At 67.1% G+C, this 23,153-nt stretch carries 25 protein-coding genes and 2 pseudogenes; 12 read left to right on the top strand and 15 right to left on the bottom strand.

All coding sequences use genetic code 11. The features are described 5' to 3' along the window. Positions 1-409 precede the first annotated feature (409 nt). Positions 410-700, top strand: coding sequence for a nucleotidyltransferase family protein (locus AC3WTD_RS12180; protein ID WP_492613944.1), 291 nt, complete (start codon positions 410-412; stop codon positions 698-700). Positions 701-741: 41 nt separating this feature from the next. Then, positions 742-1,036, top strand: a pseudogene (locus AC3WTD_RS12185) (HepT-like ribonuclease domain-containing protein). 283 nt (positions 1,037-1,319) lie between these two features. On the opposite strand, the gene AC3WTD_RS12190 reads toward AC3WTD_RS12185, so the two are convergent. From AC3WTD_RS12190 to cdd, 3 genes are all read right to left on the bottom strand, one after another. Continuing rightward, a complete protein-coding gene (locus AC3WTD_RS12190; protein ID WP_027493538.1) occupies positions 1,320-2,234 on the bottom strand; it encodes a 5'-3' exonuclease in 915 nt (304 codons plus the stop codon). Then, positions 2,222-2,791 (bottom strand): nitroreductase family protein, encoded by a 570-nt coding sequence (locus tag AC3WTD_RS12195; RefSeq protein ID WP_492613945.1) that lies wholly within the window; start codon positions 2,789-2,791, stop codon positions 2,222-2,224. The genes AC3WTD_RS12190 and AC3WTD_RS12195 overlap by 13 nt, the downstream gene beginning before the upstream one ends. Positions 2,792-2,852: 61 nt before the next feature. Further along, complete coding sequence (cdd, locus tag AC3WTD_RS12200) at positions 2,853-3,269, bottom strand: cytidine deaminase (protein ID WP_027493536.1); 417 nt, start codon at positions 3,267-3,269, stop codon at positions 2,853-2,855. 125 nt (positions 3,270-3,394) lie between these two features. Between cdd and AC3WTD_RS12205 the strand changes: the two genes are divergently transcribed. Next, positions 3,395-4,498: an NAD(P) transhydrogenase subunit alpha gene (locus AC3WTD_RS12205; protein ID WP_492613946.1), complete on the top strand. Its 1,104-nt coding sequence runs from the start codon at positions 3,395-3,397 to the stop codon at positions 4,496-4,498. A 220-nt stretch (positions 4,499-4,718) separates the two neighbouring features. Here the strand turns inward: AC3WTD_RS12205 and AC3WTD_RS12210 are convergent, their stop codons facing one another. Genes AC3WTD_RS12210 through AC3WTD_RS12220 form a run of 3 tightly spaced genes read right to left on the bottom strand, consistent with a single transcriptional unit; the run spans position 4,719 to position 6,268 of the window. Continuing rightward, positions 4,719-5,258, bottom strand: a complete 540-nt coding sequence (locus AC3WTD_RS12210; RefSeq protein WP_027493534.1) for a DUF3106 domain-containing protein — start codon at positions 5,256-5,258, stop codon at positions 4,719-4,721. Positions 5,259-5,261: 3 nt separating this feature from the next. After that, positions 5,262-5,687: a hypothetical protein gene (locus AC3WTD_RS12215; RefSeq protein ID WP_027493533.1), complete on the bottom strand. Its 426-nt coding sequence runs from the start codon at positions 5,685-5,687 to the stop codon at positions 5,262-5,264. Further along, a complete protein-coding gene (locus tag AC3WTD_RS12220) occupies positions 5,684-6,268 on the bottom strand; it encodes an RNA polymerase sigma factor (RefSeq protein WP_492613947.1) in 585 nt (194 codons plus the stop codon). The genes AC3WTD_RS12215 and AC3WTD_RS12220 overlap by 4 nt, the downstream gene beginning before the upstream one ends. 150 nt (positions 6,269-6,418) lie before the next feature. Between AC3WTD_RS12220 and AC3WTD_RS12225 the strand changes: the two genes are divergently transcribed. Beyond that, positions 6,419-6,724: an NAD(P) transhydrogenase subunit alpha part 2 gene (locus AC3WTD_RS12225; RefSeq protein WP_027493531.1), complete on the top strand. Its 306-nt coding sequence runs from the start codon at positions 6,419-6,421 to the stop codon at positions 6,722-6,724. Continuing rightward, complete coding sequence (locus tag AC3WTD_RS12230; RefSeq protein ID WP_027493530.1) at positions 6,724-8,181, top strand: NAD(P)(+) transhydrogenase (Re/Si-specific) subunit beta; 1,458 nt, start codon at positions 6,724-6,726, stop codon at positions 8,179-8,181. Before AC3WTD_RS12225 ends, AC3WTD_RS12230 begins: the two co-directional genes overlap by 1 nt. A gap of 145 nt (positions 8,182-8,326) precedes the next feature. Here the strand turns inward: AC3WTD_RS12230 and AC3WTD_RS12235 are convergent, their stop codons facing one another. Continuing rightward, positions 8,327-8,755 (bottom strand): hypothetical protein, encoded by a 429-nt coding sequence (locus tag AC3WTD_RS12235; protein WP_492613948.1) that lies wholly within the window; start codon positions 8,753-8,755, stop codon positions 8,327-8,329. 193 nt (positions 8,756-8,948) lie between these two features. Between AC3WTD_RS12235 and sufT the strand changes: the two genes are divergently transcribed. Together sufT and AC3WTD_RS12245 are read left to right on the top strand one after the other, a co-directional pair. Then, complete coding sequence (sufT, locus tag AC3WTD_RS12240) at positions 8,949-9,506, top strand: putative Fe-S cluster assembly protein SufT (RefSeq protein WP_027493528.1); 558 nt, start codon at positions 8,949-8,951, stop codon at positions 9,504-9,506. Between the two features lie 511 nt (positions 9,507-10,017). Continuing rightward, positions 10,018-12,141 (top strand): M4 family metallopeptidase, encoded by a 2,124-nt coding sequence (locus AC3WTD_RS12245; protein ID WP_492613949.1) that lies wholly within the window; start codon positions 10,018-10,020, stop codon positions 12,139-12,141. Between the two features lie 94 nt (positions 12,142-12,235). On the opposite strand, the gene AC3WTD_RS12250 is transcribed toward AC3WTD_RS12245, so the two are convergent. Together AC3WTD_RS12250 and AC3WTD_RS12255 are read right to left on the bottom strand one after the other, a co-directional pair. Further along, complete coding sequence (locus AC3WTD_RS12250; RefSeq protein ID WP_114344459.1) at positions 12,236-12,727, bottom strand: asparaginase domain-containing protein; 492 nt, start codon at positions 12,725-12,727, stop codon at positions 12,236-12,238. A gap of 402 nt (positions 12,728-13,129) precedes the next feature. Continuing rightward, on the bottom strand, positions 13,130-14,770 hold the full coding sequence (locus AC3WTD_RS12255) for an acyl-CoA dehydrogenase family protein (RefSeq protein WP_027493525.1): 1,641 nt from the start codon (positions 14,768-14,770) through the stop codon (positions 13,130-13,132). A 101-nt stretch (positions 14,771-14,871) separates the two neighbouring features. On the opposite strand from AC3WTD_RS12255, the gene AC3WTD_RS12260 reads away from it, so the two are divergent. Both AC3WTD_RS12260 and AC3WTD_RS12265 read left to right on the top strand, forming a co-directional pair. Next, the gene (locus tag AC3WTD_RS12260) at positions 14,872-15,657 is read left to right on the top strand and encodes an acyl-CoA thioesterase (protein ID WP_492613950.1); all 786 of its coding nucleotides are present in this window, start codon (positions 14,872-14,874) and stop codon (positions 15,655-15,657) included. A 585-nt stretch (positions 15,658-16,242) separates the two neighbouring features. Continuing rightward, a complete protein-coding gene (locus AC3WTD_RS12265; protein ID WP_492613951.1) occupies positions 16,243-17,082 on the top strand; it encodes a PEP-CTERM sorting domain-containing protein in 840 nt (279 codons plus the stop codon). 61 nt (positions 17,083-17,143) lie between these two features. Here the strand turns inward: AC3WTD_RS12265 and AC3WTD_RS12270 are convergent, their stop codons facing one another. Continuing rightward, positions 17,144-17,536 (bottom strand): DUF2069 domain-containing protein, encoded by a 393-nt coding sequence (locus tag AC3WTD_RS12270; RefSeq protein ID WP_492613952.1) that lies wholly within the window; start codon positions 17,534-17,536, stop codon positions 17,144-17,146. Continuing rightward, on the bottom strand, positions 17,533-18,135 hold the full coding sequence (wrbA, locus tag AC3WTD_RS12275; protein ID WP_027493522.1) for an NAD(P)H:quinone oxidoreductase: 603 nt from the start codon (positions 18,133-18,135) through the stop codon (positions 17,533-17,535). The genes AC3WTD_RS12270 and wrbA overlap by 4 nt, the downstream gene beginning before the upstream one ends. A gap of 106 nt (positions 18,136-18,241) precedes the next feature. Between wrbA and AC3WTD_RS12280 the strand changes: the two genes are divergently transcribed. From AC3WTD_RS12280 to AC3WTD_RS12290, 3 genes are read left to right on the top strand one after another with little or no spacing between them, the layout of a single operon-like run. Continuing rightward, positions 18,242-19,519: a YihY family inner membrane protein gene (locus tag AC3WTD_RS12280; protein ID WP_027493521.1), complete on the top strand. Its 1,278-nt coding sequence runs from the start codon at positions 18,242-18,244 to the stop codon at positions 19,517-19,519. After that, the gene (locus AC3WTD_RS12285; RefSeq protein ID WP_492613953.1) at positions 19,516-20,001 is read left to right on the top strand and encodes a TlpA family protein disulfide reductase; all 486 of its coding nucleotides are present in this window, start codon (positions 19,516-19,518) and stop codon (positions 19,999-20,001) included. Before AC3WTD_RS12280 ends, AC3WTD_RS12285 begins: the two co-directional genes overlap by 4 nt. Next, the gene (locus tag AC3WTD_RS12290; protein ID WP_027493519.1) at positions 20,001-20,267 is read left to right on the top strand and encodes an acylphosphatase; all 267 of its coding nucleotides are present in this window, start codon (positions 20,001-20,003) and stop codon (positions 20,265-20,267) included. The genes AC3WTD_RS12285 and AC3WTD_RS12290 overlap by 1 nt, the downstream gene beginning before the upstream one ends. 29 nt (positions 20,268-20,296) lie before the next feature. Here AC3WTD_RS12290 and AC3WTD_RS12295 read toward each other — a convergent pair whose 3' ends face one another. From AC3WTD_RS12295 to AC3WTD_RS12310, 4 genes and pseudogenes are all read right to left on the bottom strand, one after another. Then, positions 20,297-20,680, bottom strand: a complete 384-nt coding sequence (locus tag AC3WTD_RS12295) for a DUF779 domain-containing protein (RefSeq protein WP_027493518.1) — start codon at positions 20,678-20,680, stop codon at positions 20,297-20,299. An 89-nt stretch (positions 20,681-20,769) separates the two neighbouring features. Next, entirely contained in the window at positions 20,770-22,173 is a 1,404-nt protein-coding gene (locus AC3WTD_RS12300) for a TonB-dependent receptor family protein (RefSeq protein ID WP_492613954.1), read from the bottom strand. 145 nt (positions 22,174-22,318) lie between these two features. After that, a pseudogene (locus AC3WTD_RS12305) lies at positions 22,319-22,411 on the bottom strand (PQQ-binding-like beta-propeller repeat protein); the annotation flags it as partial. After that, entirely contained in the window at positions 22,383-22,979 is a 597-nt protein-coding gene (locus tag AC3WTD_RS12310) for a hypothetical protein (protein WP_492613955.1), read from the bottom strand. The gene AC3WTD_RS12310 and the pseudogene AC3WTD_RS12305, both read right to left, overlap by 29 nt. Positions 22,980-23,153 lie beyond the last annotated feature (174 nt).

Raw genomic sequence — 23,153 nt, forward strand, 5'->3', positions numbered from 1 at the left:
GGAGGGAGCAAAGCCGCGGCGATGCAGGTTCTCGGTTCCTCCCCCTGCAAGGCAGGGGGAGGTTAGGAGGGGGTGGCTCCGGGCTGGCGAAGAAGATCAAGAGCACCCCACCCCAGCCCTCCCCTGCGATGCAGGGGAGGGAGCAAAGCCGCGGCGATGCAGGTTCTCGGTTCCTCCCCCTGCAAGGCAGGGGGAGGTTAGGAGGGGGTGGCTCCGGGCTGGCGGGAAGATCAAGAGCACCCCGCCCCAACCCTCCCCTGCGATGCAGGGGAGGGAGCAAGGCGTGCGGCTTCAGGTTGGCTTCTCCTGCCTGGGCCTTCCCTCATGCGACGACTGGCAGGTGGCGGAAGGCATGCAGTACGATCAAGGCCGTTGCACGGGCCAAGCCTTGGTTACAGGAACGTCAGTCATGTTGCTCGATGCGCTGCACGCACAGAAGGACGCGATCCATGCCGCGTGCTGTCAATATGGTGCGCGGCGGATTCGTGTGTTTGGTTCAGTGGCTCGGGGCGAGGAGCGGCCGGACAGCGACATCGATTTCCTGGTCGATTTTCCCCGGGGTTATGACTTGTTCGCACAACGCCTGCCGCTGGCCGAACGGTTGGCCGAGATTACCGGGCGCCGGCTGGATGTCGTTCCTGAGCACGAGTTGAACCGCCATATTCGAGCGCGCGTGCTGCAAGAGGCGGTCGATCTGTGAGTGAGGCATGACAGGCCTATGCCAGACATATTCTGGATACCATCGGAAAAATCGACCGTATCCAGCAGCGCGGTGACCTGACGCGTGACGAGGTGCTGTACGACGCCAGTCTGCGCAATCTGCAAACCTTGTCGGAAGCCACCCAGCAGTTGCCCGAGGTCGTCAAGGCCCAATATCCGGCCATTCCCTGGAAGCAGTTTTCGCAACATCCTGGTGCACAACTATCTGGGTGACATCGATGCGCAGACTGTGTTGATGGTGGTGCAGCAACACCTCCCACCCCTGGAGTCCGCTGTGCGCGAGATGCTCACGGCAAATCCTGCCGACGAGGCGTAGCTCGTCCGAGCGCTCTTTTTGTGGAGCATGACAGGGTCAAAAGCGCCCCACCCTCCGCAAGGGATTCCCTTCGGTCACAGCCCTCCCCTGCGATGCAGGGGAGGGAGCAAGGTTGCAGGGGTTTGGCCCCTCCCCCTGCACCGCAGGGGGAGGTTGGGTGGGGGTGCTCTTCTGGACTTTCGGTTAGTTTCGTAGGGCGGGCACCGCCCGCCGCCGCTGTCGGGGCGCATGGCCAGGTGGAGAGCTGGCGGGCGGTGCCCGCCCTACCTGGTGGGGAAAAGCGTCAGCGCAGCAGCGCGCGCAGGCGGCTGCGGGTGAAGGCGCCGAGGCGGAGTTGTTCGCACAGGGCTTCGAGCTGGTCGGGTTGGCGAGGTTGGCGCTGCAGCGTTTCGACAGTGCTGGCCCCCGGAGCATCCAGCGCAATGCGGGTGAGTCGGCGATACAGCCGCGCCTGTTCGGCGTGCTCGCGCAGCTTCGCGGCGCAGGTGGCGGCGCCGCGCAGGCGCAGGAAGGCGACTTCGTCGACGCGGTCGAGCAGGGCGTCGAGACTGCCGAAGTGGCTGAGCAGGGCGGCGGCGGTCTTGGCGCCGACGCCGGGCACGCCGGGGATGTTGTCCACGCTGTCGCCGCACAGCGCCAGGTAGTCGGCCACCTGGTGCGGGTGCACGCCGAGTTTCTCGTGCACGCCGGCCGGCCCCCAGCGTAGGCCGCGGGCGTAGTCCCATTGCTCGTCGTGCTCGCCCAGCAGCTGGCCGAAGTCCTTGTCGGCGGAAACGATCACGCTGCGCCAGCCCTGCGCGCGCAGGTTCCACACGGTGCTGCCGATCAGGTCGTCGGCCTCGAAACTGTGGTCGATCATCAGGTGCACGCCGAGCGCCTCGGTGATCGCGCGGCACTGCACGAACTGCCGCTCCAGGTCGGGCGGCGGCAATTCGCGGTTGGCTTTGTACGGCGGGTAGATCGCGTTGCGGAACGAGCTGGTTAGCGAGGCGTCGAACGCCACCGCGACGTGTTCGGGCTGCACGCGTTCCAGCAGTTCGCACAGGAAGCGGGTGTAGCCGTGCACTGCGTTGACCGGGTGGCCGTCGGCGTCGAAGAACTCGTCCGGCATCGAGTGCCAGGCGCGGAAAACGTACATGCTGCCATCAATCAGATGGACGGCTGGACGTCCGTTCACCGGCGCGCTCACGGTGCCCACGTGGAGAGCAACTCCTCCAGCGCCGGGCGCTCGCGATCGGGCACGTCGATCTGCGGCGTGCCGAGGTGGACGAAGCCGACCACGTGCTCGTTGTCGGCCAGACCGAGGACGCCGGCTGCCTCGCGGTCGTAGGCGGCCCAGCCGGTCAGCCACTGGCCGCCGTAGCCCAGTGCGTACGCGCCGAGCAAGATGTTGTAGGCGACGTTGCCGGCGCACAGCTTCTGCTCGATCTCGGGCACCGTGCTGTCGGCGTGCAGGCGTGCGACCACCGCGATCACCAGTGGCGCGAAGGTATAGCGGGTGCGCTCCTTCTCCAGCTTGGCTTCGGACATCTCCGGGTGATTGCGGATGGCGATCGCCGCCAGCCGCTCGCCGAACGCCAGCTTCGCCGCGCCTTCAAGGCGGATCAGCCGGAACGGCACCAGCCTGCCGTGGTCGGGCACGCGGATCGCCGCTGCCAGCAACTCGTGCAGGGTGGCCTCGTCCGGCGCCGGCTCGCCGAGCTGGCGCGAGGGTACGGAATGGCGTTGCTGAAGCAGGGACAGGGCAGCGGACATGGAGCGGTACTTTCGCCGGGGAATGCCCATGCTAGCCGGCGCGGCCGTTCCGCGCGAACCGTCAGGCCGACAACGGCAACTTGAACGAGCCGGGCAGCAGGGCGGCCACGCTGGTCTGCTCGGTATCGCCGTGCAGGTTCGCCAGCAGCACCGGCATGGCGTCGCCGCACAGTTCGGCCATCACCTGGCGGCAGGCGCCGCAGGGGCTGACCGGCGCATCGCTGTCGGCGATCACCGCGATAGCGGCGAAGTCGCCGGGGCGGCAGCCGGCGGCGATGGCATTGCACAGGGCGGTGCGCTCGGCGCAGTTGCACAGGCCGTAGGAGGCGTTTTCCACGTTGCAGCCGCTGAAGCGGCGGCCGTCGCGGGTCAGCAGGGCGGCGCCGACCAGGAAGTTCGAATACGGCGCATAGGCCTGTTCGCGCGCGCTGCGCGCCAGGGCCAGCAGGTCGTGGAAAGCGTCGGGCATGGCGGGCATCGGGATCTCCGGCGATGACCCCGGCCAGTCGCTGCCGGCGGGCCAGCTTACTCTTTCGGATCGGTTCGGATCAAAGGCCGCCACTGCCGCTAAGATGGCCGGACCACTGCCGAGGGGACAGCACCATGCCGATCACTGTAGCCGCCCTGCGTGAGACCGCCGCCGGGGAGCGGCGCGTGGCGATCACGCCCGAGATGGCGAAGAAACTGCGCGGCAAGGGCCTGCGCGTGCTGCTGGAACACGACGCCGGGCGTGCCGCGGGTTTTCCTGACGCCAGCTATGCCGAGGCCGAGTTCGCCGATGCCGCCAGTGTGCTGGCGCAGGCCGACGTGCTGGCCTGCGTGCTGCCGCCGGACGATGCGGTATTCGCCGGCCTGCGTGAAGGCAGCGTGGTGGTCGGCCAGTTGCGTCCTTACGGCGCGACCGCCCGCATCGCCGCGCTGACCGCACGCAAGCTCACCGCGTTCTCGCTGGAGCTGCTGCCGCGCACCACCCGCGCCCAGGCGATGGACGTCTTGAGCTCGCAGGCGGCGGTGGCCGGTTACCGCGCCATGCTGATCGCGGCCGAGGCCTCGCCAAAGTTTTTCCCGATGCTGACCACCGCTGCCGGTACCATCCGGCCGTCGAAGGTGCTGGTGATCGGCGCCGGTGTGGCCGGCCTGCAGGCGATCGCCACCGCGCGCCGGCTCGGCGCGCAGACCGAGGGCTACGACGTACGCCCGGAAACGCGCGAGCAGGTGGAATCGCTGGGCGCGAAGTTCCTCGATCTTGGCGTCAGCGCCGCCGGCAGCGGCGGTTACGCGCGCGAGCTGTCGGCGGAGGAACGCGCCGCGCAGCAGCAGGCGCTGGCCGAGCACCTGAAATCGTTCGACGTGGTGGTCAGCACCGCGGCGGTGCCGGGGCGGCCGGCACCGAAGATCCTCGGCACGGCGATGGTCGAGGGCATGAAGCCGGGTGCGCTGATCGTCGACCTGGCCGCCGAGAGCGGCGGCAACTGCGAGCTGACCCGGCCGGGCGAGCGCGTCGAGCACGGCGGCGTGGTGATCCTGGGCCCGCTCAACCTGCCGGCCGGGGCGCCGCTGCATGCATCGGAGATGTACGCGCGCAACGTGTTCAACTTCCTGGAACTGCTGCTGCACGATGGCGCGTTGAAGCCGGATTTCGACGACGAGCTGGTGGCGAAGAGCTGCCTCACTCACGCCGGCGAGACGCGCTTCGCCGTTTCGTAGGGCGGGCACGGCCCGCCGCTCTTGCCGTCACATGCCGGCGGGCAGTGCCCGCCCTACGTACTTCGCGGCACCGTAGGGGCAGCGCCCAAACCCGTTTGTAGGAGCCCGCTCGCGAGCGATGCCTTGAAGGCCGGGATTCGGGATTCGGGATTCGGGATTCGCAAGAGCAGAAGCATCGCCCGCGAGCGGGCTCCTACAGGTTTCGGGGGGCCTGGAAAAATCAGGGGTGGCCTGGAGCACCCGGCGGCGGCCGGTCGTGGCCGTGGTGCTCGTCCCAGTGCAGGCGTTCGGCGGGCGGCAGCGCGTGCCATTCGCGGATCAGTTTCTCGCGTTGATCGGGCGGCAGCTGCTGGAAATGCTCGAAGGTGGCGTGCAGCCGCTCGCGCTGCTGCGGCGGCAACTGGTGGAACTTGTGCATGTTCTCGCGTGCCTGGCGCCGTTCGTCCGGCGTCATCTGCTGCCAGCGGGTGATGTGCTGGCGGATTTCCTCGCGCCGTTCCGGCGGCAGGGTAACCCAGTGCTCGGCGCGCTGGAGCATGCGCGACTGCTTGCGTGGCGACATGCTGTCCCAGGTTTTCTGCAGCGGCGCCAGCACCTCGTGCTGGCTTGAGTCGAGGCTGCTCCACGGGCGCGGCGCCGGCATGTCGCCAGCGGGCGGCGGCGATACTGGCGCCTCCTGCGCATGCAGCGATGGCGTCGCAACGCCGCCGAGCAGGGCGGCCAGCAGCAGCGGCAGGAGCGGGCGGAGAATTCGGATCATGGCTCAGCGGGCCGCCGTATGGTTACCGGTGGAGGCCAGCCAGCCGTAGAAATCGAGGTTCTGGTAGAGGTTCGGGTCGGCCTTGTCGGCGTCAGGCGGCAGTTCGGTGTCCACCTCGTCGATGCTGCCGGCGGCGTGCAGCGTGGTAGGGGTGTGCTGCGGCAAGGGCTGCTGCCACACCATCACCGCCGCCAGCGCGATGACGGCGAACGCACCGGTGGGGATCAGCCAGCGCACGGCGCGGCGCGCCGGGGTCTGCGCGGTTTCCAGCGCCTGTCGCCGTGCCGCGCGCAGGCGTCCGGCCGTGCCCGGGTCGATGCGCTGCGCAGCCTCGCGCCAGAGTTTGCGGGCGTGCTGTTCGAGCTGCCGGTCGGGCCCGCCGTTGTCGTGTCTGCTGTTATCGGGCCTGCTGCTATCGGGCGAGTTCATCGCCAGTCCTCCAGTTGGTCGCGCAGGTGGTGCATCGCGCGCGACAGATGGGTTTTCACGCTGCCCTCGGAGCAGCCCATGGCGCGGGCGGTTTCGGCCACGTCCAGCCCTTCCAGCATGCGCAGCATGAACGCTTCGCGCTGGCGTTGCGGCAGTTGCCGGATCGCGGCCACCAGTTCCGCATACGACTGTACGTCGTGCAGCCGGCCCAGCGGATCCTGGCCGGGATCGGCCGGCTCCCAGGCGGGCAGCTCGCCGCCGTCGTCGTCGCGGCCGCCGCCGAGCCAGCCCACCACGATCGAGCGCACCTTGCGGCGGCGCTGCAGGTCGACCACGCGCCGGCGCAGGATGCCCCAGAACAGCGGCGCCCACTCCGTGGCGGGCTTGTCGCGGTAATGCCTGACCAGCCGCAGCATGGCGTCCTGCACCGCGTCCATGGCGTCCTCGCGGTGGCGCAGCTGCAGCTCGGCCATGCGGAACGCGCGCCGCTCGACCTGCGCCAGGAACGCGTCCAGCGTGGCAGGGGTTTCGCGGGCCTCGCCCAGCAGGTCCGTGCCGAGCGTGCCGGCCACGCCGTTCATGGGCTCGTCGGCCACAGCATCGGGTGAAGCATCCTCGGGCTCCAGCGGTGGGTTCCCGTGGTTCAACGCGGCAGGCTCGCACGGGTTGACCGGCACCCGTATGATGCGAACTCGACGCCCTGGCGGGCGGCTCTGAAGGGGAGTGGGCTCATGATCGACGGTTTCCTGGCGCTGTACATCTTCATGCTGGCCGCGTTCACCGGCTATGAAATCATCGCGCGGGTGCCGGTGATCCTGCACACGCCGCTGATGTCCGGCTCCAACTTCGTGCACGGCATTGTGCTGGTCGGGGCGATGATCGCGCTAGGCCACGCGAATACCCCGTTCGAGATCGCGATCGGCTTCATCGGCGTGCTGCTGGGCGCCGGCAACGCCGCCGGCGGCTACGTGGTGACCGAGCGGATGCTGGAGATGTTCAAGTCCAGCAAGCCGGACGCCGGCAAGGGGGCCAAGTGATGAGCTGGCTACCCACCGTGATCAAGGCGTGCTACTTCCTCGCCGCGCTGCTGTTCATCCTCGGCCTGAAACGCATGAGCTCGCCGCGCACCGCACGCGGCGGCATCGTCTGGGCCGGCTACGGCATGCTGCTGGCGGTGCTGGCCACGTTCTTCCTGCCGGACATGCACAACCGCGGGCTGATCATTGCCGCGGTGCTGATCGGCGTCAGTGCCGCGTGGTGGACCGGCCGGCGCGTGGCGATGACCGCGATGCCGCAGATGGTGGCGCTGTACAACGGCATGGGCGGCGGCGCGGCGGCGGCGATCGGCGCGGTCGAGCTGATCGGCTACGCGCGTTCGTCGGGGCTGCTGCATGTGGTGCCGGATACCTCGCCGCTGCGGCCGGAAGCCTGGGCAGTGAACGGCCTGCCGCCGACGCTGTCGCCGACCGAGCTGGCGCTGGGTGTGCTGGGCGCGCTGATCGGCGCGGTGAGCTTCTCCGGCTCGCTGGTCGCGTTCGCCAAACTGCAGGGCTGGATGGACAAGCGCTTCGTGTTCCCCGGCCAGCGCGCGGTGAACCTGTTGCTGCTGGCGGCGGCGGTGGTCGCAGGCGTGCTGCTGGCCACCGGCCATGCCAGCCCGGCGCTGATCGCGACGTTCTTCGCGCTGGCGCTGCTGTTCGGCCTGATGATGACCTTGCCGATCGGCGGCGCCGACATGCCGGTGGTGATCTCGCTGTACAACGCGTTCACCGGCCTGGCGGTGTCGTTCGAGGGTTTCGTGCTGGGCAACGAGGCGATGATCATCGCCGGCATGGTGGTCGGCGCGGCCGGCACCCTGCTGACCCAGCTGATGGCCAAGGCGATGAACCGCTCGATCGGCAACGTGCTGTTCGGCAGCTTCGGCGCGGCCGGCGGCGAGGCGCAGGCGATCAGCGGGGCACAGAAGCCAGTGGACGCCAGCGACGCGGCGGTGATGATGGCCTACGCCGAGCGCGTGGTGATCGTGCCCGGCTACGGCCTGGCGGTGGCGCAGGCGCAGCACAAGGTGTGGGAGTTCGCCCAGCTGCTGATCAAGCGCGGGGTGAAGGTGAAGTTCGCCATCCACCCGGTGGCCGGCCGCATGCCCGGCCACATGAACGTGCTGCTGGCCGAGGCCGGCGTGCCGTACGACCTGATCGCCGACATGGACGACATCAACCCGGAGTTCCCCGCCACCGACGTGGCGCTGGTGATCGGCGCCAACGATGTGGTCAATCCGCTGGCCAAGACCGACCCGGCCTCGCCGATCTACGGCATGCCGATCCTCGATGTCAGCGCGGCCAAGCACGTGATCGTGATCAAACGCGGCAAGGGCACCGGTTTCGCCGGCATCGAGAACGCGCTGTTCTACGCCGACAACACCCGCATGCTGTACGGCGACGGCCAGGCGGCGGTGGGCGAACTGGTGGCGGCGCTGAAGGAAATCGACGCCTGAGCTGGCCGCGCTTTCGCAGGGTCGGTACAGCTCACTTTTTTGTAGGAGCGCGCTTGCGCGCGATGCTTTTCGTCACGTGGCGTAGAGCATCGCGCGCAAGCGCGCTCCTACAACGGCGGTGGATGCGGCCGTTCGACGCCGAATTTCAACCCCGGCGCGGCCGGCGCCAGGCCAGCCATGCGGCCAGCAGCATGCCCAGTGCGGCACCGGCCAGGTCCGCCGGCGACAGCGCCATGCGGGTCAGCTGCCACAGCATGCCGAGGCCGGCGGTGCGCATCGCTTCGATCAGGCCCATGCCCATGTTGCCGGCGATCAGCACGCCGGCGACCAGCATGTTGACGTACAGCGCGGCCAGCGCGGTGGCGCCCGCGGCCAGCGACGCCGCGAACCGGCCCGCCGGGCGCACGCTGGCGCGGATGATCCACGCCAGCAGCGCGCCGATCGGCAACGCCAGCCACGGCAGTGGGTGGCGCAGGTACAGCGCCACCACCATCCATACGGCGCCGGCGGCCAGGCCCAGCATGACGGCGCTGAACAGCGCGAACACCGACAGCACGACGGTGCGCATGCTCATCGGCAACGACGGATCGGGAGAGCAGGGCGCATGCGTTTTTCCGCCGGATAAAGCGCACATCATAACGTGTCGCCCCTTGGCTTCGGCGGGTTCCGCCCTGATCTGGGACAAGCGGCCCCGCGCAGCCGGCGGCATAATAGGCAACCTGGGCTCGGCGCAAGGCGGTGCCCGCAGAGACAGGATTGGCGTTGGCATGAGCGGTTTCAGTCTAAGCAGTGAACCCTTCACCCTGGTGCGCGACTGCAGCGCCGTGATGGTGCCGCAAGGCGACGAGGTCACCCTGCCGGCCGGGCAGATCGGCTACATCACCCAGGCCCTGGGCGGCAGCTTCACCGTCTACGTGGAAGGCAACCTGTTCCGCATCGCCGGCGACGATGCCGATGCGCTGGGCAAGGAACGGCCGGCGCCGATCGAGGTACCGGCGGACGCCACCAACGCGGACGTGGAGAAACTGGCGTGGGACCAGTTGCGCACGGTGTTCGATCCGGAGATCCCGGTGAACGTGGTCGAGCTGGGCCTGGTTTACGACCTCAGCCTGGAGCAGACCGCGTCCGGCGAGCGCAAGGTCTACGTGAAGCTCACCCTGACCGCTCCCGGCTGCGGCATGGGTGACATCCTGGTCGACGACGCGCGGACCAAGCTGGAGATGATCCCCACCATCGCCGAAGCCGACGTGGACCTGGTGTTCGACCCGCCATGGACCCATTCGATGATGTCCGACGCGGCCAAGCTCGAGACCGGCATGCTGTGAATCCGTCCGCTGGCCGTGGCGCCGGCGCACTGGTTGGAACACCTGCGGGCTTCTGTGCCGCGTTTTCTTGCGCCGTGTAGTTGCCGGCGCTCCGCGGCTTCGCCGCACGCAAGTTCGCATCACCACGCGCAAAAACAGCGCCGGCACGCGGCGCATGTGTGCCGCCGACCGTTGGTGCCGCGGCGCATCCAGCGTGCGTTCTTGTGATTGCCATCACCCGGCGTAGGAAAAAGTCAGATTGTTGCGGTGGTCCGCAAGGAATAACGTAGGCGGATTCGTCATCGGGGAGGTTGACGGATGATCCTTTGGCGGCGTCATCGCCGTCTTGCAACTACGCGTCCACGCGCTGCCCATGCAACGGAATGCCAGGGGGTGGCAGCCGATCCGGACGTATCTGGGGATCGCTAGACAGCACCAAATAAGGGGCCGTGCCTTGCACGGCAATTCTGCATGGGGTCTACGTGGCCGCATCGGGCCCGTTTGTCCCGAGAAAATTGTCTAGGAGTTTTCAATGCCCAATCATTACCGTCTGAAGCTGCTGGTGGCCGCCGTCGGCATGGCTGCCGCCTCGGTGGCCACGGCTGCCAACACGAAGACCTTGCATGCACAGAATCTCGGTGCGGTACCGGTCAGCTCGCTGGCCGCCCAGCTCAACCTTGGCCAGAACATGTCGCTGGCGCCGCGTGGCGCGGCCGCCATTGCCAACGGGCACCAGGTCGTGCGCCAGCAGCAGATGTACCGCGGCGTGCCGGTCTACGGCCGCAGCATTGCCGTGGTGCAGGACGCCAATGGCAACGCGTTGCGCGCCACCGGTGAGCTGATGCAGGAAGACCAGGTTGGCTTGGCCTCGGTTGCGCCCAGACTGAGCGGTGACCGTGCCATCTCGGCGCTGAAGTCGCACGCGCACACCACCCTGATCGGTGGCGCCACCATCAGCAACCAGCAGACCGACCTGTTCGTGTACCCGCAGGAGAATGGCCCGGCCCGCCTGGTCTACCGCGTGTCCTACTTCGTCGACGGCGCGAATCCGTCGCGTCCGACCGCGATCGTCGATGCCAACACCGGCGAGGTGATCCAGAGCTGGAACGGCCTGACCGATGCTTCCGCCACCGGTCCCGGCGGCAACACCAAGACCGGCAGGTACGTCTACGGCACCAACTACGCGGCGCTCAACGTGACCCAGTCCGGCAGCACCTGCACGCTGCAGAACACCGACGTCGTGACCAACAACCTGCACCAGGGCACCACCGGCTCGGTGGCCAGCTTCACCTGCCCGAACAGCGACACCGACGCGATCAACGGCGCCTATTCGCCGGTCAACGACGCGCACCACTTCGGCGGCGTGACCCACGACATGTACACGGCCTACGTCGGCGTGGCACCACTGACCTTCCAGCTGGTGATGAACGTGCACTACAAGGCCAGCTACGAGAACGCGTTCTGGAACGGTACCGCGATGTACTTCGGCGACGGCGCCAGCACGTTCTACCCGCTGGTGTCGCTGGACGTGACCAGCCACGAAATCAGCCACGGCTACACCGAGCAGCATTCCGCGCTGCAGTACTCCGGGCAGTCGGGCGGCATCAACGAGGCTTATTCGGACATCGCCGGCGAGGCGGCCGAGTTCTACGACCGCGGCAGCAACGACTGGCTGGTCGGCGCCGACATCATGAAGACCGGCACCGCGCTGCGCTGGATGTGCACGCCGACGCAGGACGGCAGCTCGATCGACAACGCCGCCAACTTCACCTCCACCATGGACGTGCACTACAGCAGCGGCGTGTACAACAAGGCGTTCTGCCTGCTCGCCAAGACCGCCGGCTGGGATACCAAGAAGGCCTTCCAGGTCTTTGCGCTGGCCAACAAGGTCTACTGGAACGCCACCACCACCTTCAACTCCGGCGCTTGCGGCGTGGAGTCGGCGGCCCAGGATCTGGTCTACAACAAGAGCGACGTGACCGCCGCGTTCACCGGCGTGGGCGTGGCCTGCGCAGGCGGTGGCGGCAGCACCACCACCGAGCTGCAGAACAACGTCGGCGTCACCGGCGTGTCGGGTGCCGCGGGCGGCGACAACGACTACTTCATCACCGTGCCGACCGGCGCCAGCAACCTGATGATGTCGATCTCCGGCGGCACTGGCGACGCCGACCTGTACACCAAGTTCGGCAGCGCGCCGACCACCACCAGCTACGACTGCCGCCCGTACAAGACCGGCAATGCGGAAAGCTGCAGCGTGGCTGCGCCAAGCGCCGGCAAGTACTACATCAAGGTGCACGGTTATTCGGCGTACTCCGGCGTCACCGTCAAGGCGTCCTACAGCACCGGCGGCAGCACCGGCGGCCTGCAGAACGGCGTACCGGTGACCGGCCTGGCCGGCTCGGCCGGGCAGGAGCTGAGCTACACGGTGACCGTGCCGACGGGCAGCAACCTGACCATCGCGATCTCCAGCGGCACCGGCGATGCCGACCTGTACGTGAGGAAGGGCTCGGCCCCGACCACCACCACCTACGACTGCCGCCCGTACCTGACCGGCAACAACGAGAGCTGCTCGTTTACCGCGGCGTCGGGTACGTACTACATCAAGGTGCGCGGCTACTCGTCGTTCTCCGGCGTGTCGCTGAAAGCCACCTGGTAAGCCCCCTGACGGACCAGGGACGGCTCGCCGTTCTACTCAAGGAGCTGCACCCCGGGCCCGGTCGAATCGACCGGGCCCTTTTTCATGGCGCGGCTCAGCCGGCCACTTCCTCGAAGCGGTTGGCGTCGCGATTCTTGCGTACCTTGGCCGGGTCCCACACGCGGCCGTTCATGGCGATGTAGACGCCGTCGGGCAGGGTCTGCACCGCCGCCACCGCGCAGCCGATGTTGAACACCGCGTCGGAACCCTGGAAGCGTGCCGGGTTCAGCGCGCCGGTCAGCACGATCACCTTGCCCTTGATGTTCGCCAGCTCGCGCGCGGTCTCGACCATGGTGTCGGTGCCGTGGGTGACCAGCACGTGGCGGTGCGGCTGCGCCTCGATCGTCGAGCGCACCAGCGCGCGGTCCTCGGCGCCCATGTGCAGGCTGTCCTTGCGCAGGATCGGAATCACGTCGAACTGGAACGCCACCCCGAGCTGGCCGAGGATCTCGCCGATCTGCGGCGCACCGATCTTGTAGTCCGACTTGTCGTCAAAGTAGATCTTGTCGATGGTGCCGCCGGTGGTGACGATGGTCAGATGCTGCATGTCGGTGGGCCGTGGAGGGAATGGCGGCATTTTAGCCCGCGCGCATGTGGAACGCTTGCCGCAGCATTTTCTTGTAGGAGCCCGCTGGCGGGCGATGCTTTGAAGGCCGGGATTCGGGATTCGGGATTCGGGATTCGGGATTCGGGATTCGGGATTCGGGATTCGGGATTCGCAAGAGCAGAAGCATCGCCCGCGAGCGGGCTCCTACAGGTTTCGGGGGCCTGGAAAAATCAGGGGTGGCCTGGAGCATCCGGTGGCGGCCGGTCGTGGCCGTGGTGCTCGTCTCAACTTCGAAAATTGTCAGCGCAGTTCGTAGGGCGGGCACGGCCCGCCGGCTTTTGATCCTGGTTCGTGGCGATGCGCGTGGAAGGGCGGCGGGCGGTGCCCGCCTTACGGTACGCGTTAGCTCAGCAGCAATGCGGTGTTGTCCGTGTCTGGCGTGACCAGCCGGTCGAGGCCGTGGCCGACGAAGCGGTGCAGTGCCGCGGCCGGTCGCCGGTCGCCGTGGCGGCTCGACCAGCGCGCCTGGCGCGCCAGCAGCGCCGCCCCGGCGCAGCGCGCCAGGGTGAAGGCGAGGCCGCGTGCGCCGGCTTCCAGCGTGTCGCGCGCGGTCGCGTGCTGGTCGAGCCAGCGCGCCGCCGCGTCCAGCGTCTGCCGGATCGCGTTGGCCGCGTGCATGTCATCGTTGCCGTCCAGCCAGCCGGCGCAGGCCGTGCGCAACGCGTCGAGGCCGTCGCCAACCAGTGCGCGCAGGCTGTCCAGCGACAGCACATTGGTGGTGCCTTCCCAGATCGGGTAGACCTGCGCGTCGCGCAGCAGTTGCGGCAGGCCGGTGTCCTCGATGTAGCCGGCGCCGCCAAAACATTCGATCGCTTCCGAGCAGATTTGCACCGCCAGTTTGCCGGTCCACAACTTGGCCAGCGGCGTGAGCAGGCGCAGCAGTGCCGCCTCGTGCGGCGCGGCCGCGCCCTGTTCGACGCGGCCGAGCAGATGCGTGACCTCGAACGCCAGCGCGAATGCGCCCTCGAACTCCGCCTGCATGTCGGCCAGCGTCTGCGCGTGCAGCGGCTGCTCGATCAACGGACGGCCAAACGCGCGCCGGCGCTCGGCGAAGTCGCGCGCCAGGCCGATCGCACGCGCCATGCTGGCGACCGCGCAGACCGCGTTCCAGGTGCGCGTGATGTTGAGCACCGGCGTCACCTGGCGCACGCCGTGGGCCAGTTCGCCCAGCGGCCACGCGGGCAGGCCGTCCAGATGGATCTCCGCGGTGGGCAGTTCCTGCGTGCCGAGCTTGTCCTTCAAGCGGTCGATCACCAGCTCTGGCTTGCGTCGCTCGCCGTCCATCGTCTCGACGTAGAACAGCGCCAGCGCGGCACCGCCCTGGCCGGAGCCTTCCGGTCGCGCCAGCGCCAGCGCGGCCTCGCCGACCACCGCCGAGCTGAACCACTTGCGCCCGTACAGCCGCCACTGGCCGCTCGCATCCTGCCGCGCGACGGTTTCGGTGTGGCCCACGTCGGAACCGCCGACGTTCTCGGTCATCCATTGCCCGCTGAGCCAGAACGTGGCCGTATCGCGGCTGAGGAAACGCGGCAACGCACGCTCGATCAGCTCGCGGTTGCCGGAGGCCTTGATCGCGGTGGCCGCGCCGTCGGTCATCGCCAGCGGGCAGGTGTAGAACTCGCTGGCGAGGTGATACAGGTAGACGCGGGCAAACTCTTCCAGCCGCGCATGCTCGCTGTCCGCGTGGCCGGCGGCGAGCACCGCGTGCCGCGTCGTCATCGCCGCGCCATCCTGCCACGCCGGCGTCAGCTCGATACGGTCGATGCGGCGACCCCATGCATCCCATGGCGTCAGTACCGGCTTGCGCGGCGTCGTGGTGCACGCACGTCGCCAAGCCATCTGCGCGTAATCGCCCAGTGCGGCCAGGTCGGCGTCCAGCGCGGCGCGGCGGTCGGCGGGCAGTGCGCGATCGAGCAGGGCCAGCAGAACGCGGTCGCTGCGATACGGATGGGGGAGTTGCGGCGGATCCTGCAGGAAAGCCATGGCGCGCTCCGTCCAGAGTTGAGGTGTCAAGTATAGGCGTGCGGCGTTCGATGCGCCGCGCTGGCATTATCGAAAGCCCTTCTCGGATGCAGGCGCCACCCATGCGATTTTCCGAAGCGATGCAGACGGTCGCCCGCCACGGCGACGGCTGGCAGGCCACGGTTAGTGAAGACTGGCTGCAGGGGCGCAGCGCCTTTGGCGGCCTGCAGGCGGCGCTGGCGCTGCGCGCCATGCGCGAATGGGTGCCGGCGGACATGCCCTTGCGCAGCCTGCAGACCACCTTCGTGGCGCCGGTGCCGGCTGGCACGGTGAGCATCCGTGCACAGCGCCTGCGCGCGGGTCGCAGCGCGATCCAGGTCGAGGCCAGCCTGTGCGACGGCGAGCAGATCCTGTGCCGCCTGCTCGGCGTGTTCGGCAGCGCGCGGCCGTCGATACTGGATTTCCAGCCCGTGCAATCGCCAGTGGAACATGCAGCAGCGTCGGAGCTGCGCTACGTCGAAGGCCGCATGCCCGCCTTCACCCAGCACTTCCGCGCACGCTGGCTGCGCGGCGACCTGCCGTTCAGCGGCGGCCATCAGCGCGAAAGCGTGCTGCAGCTTTCGCTGCGCGACGAAGGCCCCGTCGACGAAACCCACGTCCTCGCCTTCGCCGACTTCATCCCGCCGATCGCCCTGTCGATGTTCGCCGCCCCCACCCCCGGCAGCTCGCTCACCTGGATGCTCGAACTGCTGCGCGACCGTTACGACGACCTTGGCCTGGATGATTGGCGAGTGGATGCCGAACTGATTGCTGCACGCGATGGCTATACCAACCAGAGCGTGATGCTGTGGGGGCCGGGTGGCGAGCCGGTGGCGTTGAGTCGGCAGAGCATGGTGGTGTTTGGGTGATGCGGTGAGTGTTTCGTGTGCGGCGCGCGCACCGAAATCGTGCGCGGCGTGGTGCGGGCAAGAGGGTGCAGGGTCAGCCTGTCTCAGGCTCCAAGGTACGGATAGAGTTGGCTCAACGCACACGGGCCGCGCTCAAACGCCAGACCCGTTGCTCTAGAGAATCACACGGAACCTGGTGCCTAGGCCCCATTTCTTTTCCATGACCCGACTCAGGTTCGTCGGATCAATCCGGCGCGGTGATCCAGCCGAACCATGTCGTTACGGCATGAACATGCCACCTTCTTCCGGTTTCCCGGAGTGCTTTGCGAAAGTGTCGGAAGGGATTACAAGAATCGCTTAAAATCACTTGTTAAATAAATGCAACGCATTGATAAAACAAAATTTTATGCTCTGGCACGAAGTGTGCTAAAAATTGGTGCTTGGGACTATTGGTCCAGGCAGCTCACGTAAAAAAACGTCTGAGACACTCGCTAACCTCCTAAATGTAAATCCCAGCCTGATAAGCAGTTTGGGTTTGAGATCATGTGGAGGTCCCGCCTGTCCCGGCTCTCCACTGTTTCACTGTTTAATTAAAGGAGCCATGTCATGTTGAAGACCATAAGAGGTGTGTTGAGGAGCACTTGGGTCGGCGCCGCTGTTCTGATTCTTGCGGGCGCCCTGATTCAGCCGGCTAACGCGACCGTCATCTTGGAAGGCAGCGATGCGATCGGGCTCCACTCTAGATTCGGTGATCCAAATGCGGTCGCCTACCGCGATCAGACTTGGACAGCGATTGGAGGCAGCGATGCAAGACCAATTGCTGCGATCGGCAGCGCCACGTTGTCTTCGGGGACTCACTCTATCGTGAACTTCGCGAGCGTGGCCGCTGCGGGGCCTTTGAGTGATTATGTCGCTCTGTACTTCATCTCCTCCGGCGGTGGTTGTTGTGTTGAGGATGACAGCTTGGTCACTGCTTCTGGTGCAGAGGCGGCTATCAGCGCCTACTTGACGGCCGGCGGCACGGTGATGATCGAGAACTACACCGGCGGTGTGGCATGGGACTTTGCCGTTGGTGCCGGCGGTGCCGGCAATGCGCACGTTTCCGGTCTTGGCGGCGGTCTGGCCGGTTCAGGCTGCAGCGATGGCGAGACAGTCACAGCCGCCGGGACCTTGAATGGCTTCACACAGCCAGGCCTTATTAGGTGCTGGAGCCATCAGGCCTATGACCAGGCAGGTTTTTTTGCTGCGCTAGGGTTCACAACCAGCTACTTCAACGGTGGCCCCGATTATCCTGCTGGCTTCTCCAGCCTGTTGGCGAACGGTAAGACCGTTACGGGCGGCGGCGGCGGTGTATCAGTCCCCGAACCACCAACACCCGTACTTTTCGGCCTTGGCCTGGCCGGACTCGCATTTAGCCGTTGCAGCCGCCGCAAACGCGCCCGCTGATCAGCATTCGGCGGCATCGGTAGCAGACCCCGTTTCCGAACGGGGTCAGGTTCACTTACGGTCAGGCGCGGCGCCGTCGATCAATCGCGCGTTGGCGGCGACGCCGGTCGCCGCCGCCGCGCACCCCTGCCCCCAGCGTCGCGATCAGCAGCACGGTCAGCACGATTTCCGTCACCGCCAACCAGCGCTCGCCGGCCGAACTCCATGCTTCGGACACGCCGTGGCAGAAGTAGAACAGGCTGAGGATGCCGACCCAGAGCAGGGCGCGGCGCACGTCGCGGATGGCCAGCAGCGGCAGCAACAGCGGGACGACGGCGAGCGCCAGCACCAGCCAGAGCGGGAGGGTCCTCGGCGGGAACAGCCAGACGTGCCAGGCGAACTGCAGCGCGACCAGCGCGGCCCAGGCGAACAGGCCGACGCGCTGTTCGGTCGGCAGGGCGGGGCGTGCGTTCATGCGCTGGCCGCCAGCTTGCGCGCGGTATCGGCGAGGCGGTGGCCCAGTGCGCGGGCCAGTTCGCGTTCGTGTTCGCTGATCGGGTTGTCGCCCTTGGCGCCGGCGACGTGGCTGGCGCCGTAGGGGGTGCCGCCGCTTTGCGTGCTGGTCAGCGCCGGCTCGGTGTACGGCACGCCGAGCAGCAGCATGCCGTGGTGCAGCAGCGGCAGCGCCATCGACAGCAGGGTGGATTCCTGGCCGCCGTGCATGGTGCTGGTGGAGGTGAACAGCGCCGCCGGCTTGCCGACCAGCGCGCCGCTGGCCCATTCGGCGCCGGTGGTGTCGAGGAAGTGTTTCAGCGGCGCAGCCATGTTGCCGAAGCGGGTGGGGCTGCCCATGGCCAGGCCGGCGCAGTCGAGCAGGTCCTGCTTCGTCGCGTACGGCGCGCCGTCCTCGGGCTCGGGCGGCTGGGCCACCTCGGTGACCGGCGCCACCGGCGGCACCTGGCGCAGGCGCGCGCGCATGCCGGGCACTTCCTCGATGCCGCGCGCGACCAGCCGCGCCAATTGGGCAGTGTGGCCGCTGCGGCTGTAGTAGAGGACCAGGATTTCTTGGTTCATGTGGCGTCGACCCGCCCGTTTGAGGCATTCACAGCCAGTGCGCTAGTGTACCGGCCGGTACCCACGATGTCGGTGGTTTGCCCATGCCGACACTGACAGGAAAGCGATGATCCGGCGTTTCAACCGCGACCGCACGAAGAGCCTCGGCCGTTTCCTCTGGCGGCGCTTCGTCGACGACAAGTGCTTCGAGACGGCCGGCGCGTTGTCGTACACCACGCTGGTCTCGCTGGTGCCGCTGACGGTGGCGGTGCTGGCGATGTTCTCGGCGTTCCCGGTGTTCCAGCCGGCGCGCGACACGCTGATCGACTTCGTGTTCAGCAACTTCGTGCCGTCGACCGGTGAGGCGGTGCAGGCGACCATGCTCGGCTTCGCGGCGAACGCCAGCAAGCTCACCGGCATCAGCATCCTGGTGATGCTGTTCAGCGCGCTTTCGATGATGATCAGCATCGAGGACCGGCTGAACCGGATCTGGCGCGTGCAGCAGGCGCGCAGCTGGAGTTCGCGGCTGCTGCTGTACTGGGCGGCGTTGACGCTGGGGCCGATCCTGGTGGTCGGCGGCATCGCGGTGACTTCCTACCTGATCGCTGCGCCGCTGCTGCACAGCGCCGCCGACCAGCTCGGCGGGGTCGCGCAAGGCCTGTTGAGCACGCTGCCGTTCGTGGTGACGTTCTTCACGCTGTGGCTGATGTATTCGGTGATCCCGAACTGCAAGGTGTCGCGCCGCGACGCGGCGATCGGCGCGCTGCTCGGCGCGGTGCTGTTCGAGATCGCGCGCTGGGGCTTCGGCCAGTTCGTGCAGCAGGCGCAGACCTACCAGCAGATCTACGGCGTGCTGGCGGCGATCCCGATCTTCCTGCTGTGGATCTACCTGTCGTGGGTGATCGTGATCCTGGCCGCGTCGGTCGCTGCGGCCGCCTCCGCGTTCGAATACCACGCGCCGATGCAGACGCTGCCCGAAGGCGCCGAGTTCCTCGGCTTGCTGGTGGTGCTGCGCCACCTCGTCGAGGCCCAACGCCGTGGCGGCTGCGTGGATCCCGCCGAGCTGCGTGCGAGCGAGCCGTACCTGCGCAGCGCGCTGATCGCCGACTACTTCGACGACCTGCAGCGGGCCGAGCTGATCCGGCGCGGCGAAACCGGCGGCTGGCTGCTGTGCCGCAGCCTGGACAGCACCGACCTGCTGCGCGTATACCGGCACACCGACTACCGCCTGCCGCTGCAGCCGCAGAATGAGGCAGCCGCGCTGGGCATCGCGCTGCCGCCGGAGCTGCTGGCGATGCTGACCGAACTGGCCGCGGTGCTGCGGGCGAAGCTGGGCGCGCGGCTCGACGAGATCTATCCCCCTGCCGCCGACCCGGCGGCCGACCCCGAGGAACTCCCTGCATGACACTGTTCACATCGCTGTGCCGATCGGCCGCCGCGCTGGCCATCGCGCTCGCGTTCGCCATACCCGTGCAGGCGGCCATGCCGGCGCAGCCGACCCTGCACGTCACCACGCTGGACGGCAGGACCTTCGACCTGGCCGCGCAGCGCGGCAAGTGGGTGATCGTCAACTACTGGGCGACCTGGTGCGTGCCGTGCATCAAGGAGATGCCGGACATCTCGCGCTTCGTCGCCGCGCACCAGAACGCCACCGCGATCGGCCTGGCCTACGAGGACAGCGAGCCGGCCGACATCAGGGCGTTCCTGGCCAAGCATCCGGTGGTGTATCCGATCGCCCAGGTCAGCCTGGACCAGCCGCCGAAGGACTTCGACGAACCGCGCGGGTTGCCCACCACCTACCTGATCAACCCCGACGGCGAGGTGGCGAAACACATCGTGGGGCCGGTGACCGAGGCGTCGCTGGAAGCGATCATCGGGGGCAAGTGATGCCCACCGCGCGCTTCATCGTCAGCGGCCGGGTGCAGGGCGTGTTCTATCGCGCCAGCACCCACGGACAGGCGCTGGCGCTCGGGGTGGCCGGGCACGCGAGGAACCGGCCGGACGGCAGCGTCGAGGTGCTGGCCTGCGGCACGGCGGAGGCGCTCGATGCGCTGGAACGCTGGCTGCACCAGGGACCGTCCGCGGCGCGGGTCGAAACGGTCAGCCGCGAGGACCTGCCGGAGCAGGATCTGCACGGCTTCCACACCGGCTAGCGTGGGAACTCATTCGCTGCGCATGCCGCTCAAAACCGCTCCTCCCTTTTCAGCTGTTCGATTTCGCTGTCGGTGAACAGGCGCGAGCGGGTGAGGAAGCGCATGCCCTCGCCGTTATCGAGCGAGAACATGCCGCCACGACCTGCAACCACGTCGATGATCAGCTGAGTGTGCTTCCAGTATTCGTACTGCGACGGACTCATGTAGAACGGTGCACCGGCAATCTCGCCCAGCTTGACGTCGCGGTCGCCGACGATGAAATCGTCCTGTGGGTAGCACATCGGCGACGAACCGTCGCAACAACCGCCGGACTGGTGGAAAAGTACCGGCCCGTGCTTTTCCCGCAACTGCTCGATGAGTGCCTCGGCGGCGTTAGTGGCTGTGACCTTGGTGATGGTTGCGGATGCGGACATGGTGTTCTCCCTGAGCGGATGGTAGGAGCCTGTCAGACTTGAGTGGTCGAGGCGAGGAGCCTCACAACAGCGAAGCTGGTCAAATTCGGCTACGCGACCGACTCAAGCCCGGCAGGCTCCTGAAATGCAAGCCGCGCGCCCAGCATATAGGTGCGATCGGGACCGGGCTCGAAGTAGCGGTCATTGCCATCATTGACGATGACCGAACCGATGTAGCGGCGGTTGGCGACATTGTCCACGCGTGCGCTGAGCTGCAATCTGGTGCCGCTATCCAGCATGAATGCGTAGTCCACGTCGAGGTCGACCAGGCCATAGCCGGGCGCGCGTTGCGTGTTGGTGTCATTGACGACAACAGCATCCACGGTGCTGGCGGTCACGCCTTCGCGCCAGCCCAGCTCGTCGCCATGCTCGATTCGCAGTGAAGCATAGTTGTCGGGCACGCCGGGGATGCGCGAGCCGGTGGGTACTGCGGTGGTGGCTGTGGAACAGGGAGTGCCGGTACAGGTGAGAAAGTCGCTGCGGAAGCGTGCCTGCAGATGGGTAAGGCCTGCTTTGATCCGCCACGAATTATCCAGTTCACCGGCCAGCGACAGCTCCACGCCCTGCCGGCGCGCCTTGCCGACATTGCTGTAGGTGGCGCGGCCGTTCTGATTGGTCGCGACCGCCAGCTCGTTGCTGGTGTCGGCGCGGAAAGCCGCCGCATCGAATTCCAGTCCGTGGTCCAGCTGCCACTTCGCGCCCAGTTCCAGATTGCGACTGCGTGCCGGACGCAGGTTGAAGGCCAGGCCGGCTCGGCCGTCACTGCGATAGCCCAGCTCGTTGTAGCTTGGCGTTTCGAATCCCCTGCCGTAGCTCACGTAAAGCCGCAGGTTGTCGTTCGGGTGGAATTGCAGCCCTGGCACTGGCGTGGTGGCGCTGTAGGTGACGTGGCCGCTGTCGTTCGGGTTGCTTGCGGTGATGTAGAAATCGTGTTCGGAGAAGCGCACCCGGTCATGCCGCAGGCCCAGCAGCAGCGACCAGTGCTGGGCCATGTACCAATACCACTGCGCGTATTCGGCCACGTCGTTGACGTTGTCGTGTTCGTTCCGGCGCAGCTGGCCGTGGACACCCAGTGTGCTGCCGATGAAGTTCTCGTGGCCGGTACGATGCTGGCGCTGGTAGTCGCCGCTGGCACCCACGACGAGTTCATAGCTTCGGTCGGCGAGCAGGCCACGATGGGTCCAGCGCAGGTCGGCACCGCCATAGCCGGTATCAGGCGAGATCACGCCACCCGACTGCAGCGGGTTTTTTTGTGCCCCGGGAGGAATCGACAGGTGCTGCACGATGCTGCGCCGGCCGTAATAGCCCATCAGCCGCCATTGGTCGCCGTTGTCCGTCTGCTGTTCGTAGATCGCGCCGAGCTGGTTCTGGCGAATGCTCTTGCGCGTGTTGTAGAGGCTGGCAACCGACGTCGCCTGGCGCGGGTCGACATCGACCTGCGTACGGGTGACCACCCACCGGGATGTTGGCCACACGCGGGTCGTTGGCCATGTCGCCACCCCAGATCGGTGTGGCGCCGCCCCAGCCCGCATACACACCCACGTACTGCTTGCCATTGACCTTCCAGGTACTGGGGACACCTTCCACGCCGGAGCTCAGCTGCGCACTCTTCCACAGCACCTTGCCCGTCTTGGCATCGAATGCGTAGAGATGACCGTCTGCGCTAGCCGATCTGGCCGTAATTGCCCAGATAGCTGTAACCGGCGCCGATGTGGCCCAACGCCACGCGACCGCGTTGCGTGGCCTGTACGGGTGCCCCCACGCCCAGCAACGTCATGTCGGTCAGGATCGCATTGGAGCCGAAGATGCCGTAGTCACGGCCAAGCTTGACGGCGCCAAAATCCGGTGTGCCCAGGGTGAAGTACGCCTGGCGGACGTCGATGCCGTTGTTTGCCGCTAGGGCATCGAAGGTCGCCGTGTGCACCATCAGGCCGACCTGGGCGGTGACGTCAATGCCTTCCTGGCTGGTGCTGAACTTGCTGATCAGGGCATCCGGCAGCAAGCCGTTGCCGATCGTCGTGCGGTTTTGCTGCCCGCCGCAGCCCAGCCCCTGCGAGGCCAGGGCGGTGCCGCCCACGGCGGCACCCGAACAGCTCACCGTCGTATAGAAGGCATTGACGTAGCCTCTGATGTCCACCTTCCAGCTGTCGCCACTGATCTCGGTGGCACCGGCCGTCAACGGACATGCCGCCAGACCCAGCAACACGATCCCCGCCGACAGGCTGGCCTGCGCTACTCCGACACGTCGTCGTGTCCTCATTGCTTTGTGTGTTTTTTCATCATGCCTCTCCCCATTGATGATTGATGAATTGCGACGTCTTGGCTTCGATCGACACGCCGCTGTTGTTGGCACGTGTGGTTGCGCTTCGGTCAGCCAATCAGAGGCCAAGCCGATCCCGCGCGATTGCCGCAGACAATTCGCGTACGGGTTTTT

This window comes from Rhodanobacter sp. FW106-PBR-R2A-1-15, assembly GCF_058789735.1.